The 570-nt window shown below is 37.2% G+C and carries 1 protein-coding gene; it reads right to left on the bottom strand.

Translation table 11 applies throughout. The features are described 5' to 3' along the window. Positions 1 to 146 precede the first annotated feature (146 nt). A partial coding sequence (locus GOQ17_RS16050; protein ID WP_236537183.1) for a transposase occupies positions 147 to 570 on the bottom strand: 424 nt, incomplete at its 5' end.

The following is a 570-nucleotide window of genomic DNA, read 5'->3' as shown; positions in this document are numbered from 1 at the left end:
CTCTTCCAAAAATATATCCAAGCGACATTCGCCTTTTGAATAATGGGTCATTTCAAAATAATCGGAAACCCCTTCTGGAATAATGAGAGGCATTAAAGCTTTAAATGAATCGTGCATCTGAATAATAGAATAATGCAAATATCCGATTATTTTTCTTCTACTCCACAGGTTTTGTACATGATCCGGATTTCTGGATAGTAAGTTTCTTTCCTTTTTTTAGCGTCTTCAATGGCAATATTTTCTTCATCAATAGCTTCCCAACGGTGTTTTATCCGGATTTCTTGAAGTGCCTCAGTTGCCAATTGCTGCACATGAAAGCGATCAATACCCTGCACTGCATTAGCAAAACACTTCTTAGCTATAATCCCCATATTACCAGCTAAGTCAAGTGTTATTTCCCGTACTTTGTTGCGTAATCGGAGTGGAATTTGTTGAAGCACAGAGATAATACTATCGGATTTAGTTCCTTTGAGAATTGCAACTATAGTCCCTTTCTTTCCGTGAGCTTCTTTATTAGTTACCACCGTATAAAGTTCACCATGAGAAAGACTGGTTTCATCAATGGAAAGA

Source organism: Sphingobacterium composti, from assembly GCF_009829075.1.
Taxonomy (GTDB): domain Bacteria; phylum Bacteroidota; class Bacteroidia; order Sphingobacteriales; family Sphingobacteriaceae; genus Sphingobacterium; species Sphingobacterium composti.
This window is presented reverse-complemented; position numbering and strand designations above follow the sequence as displayed.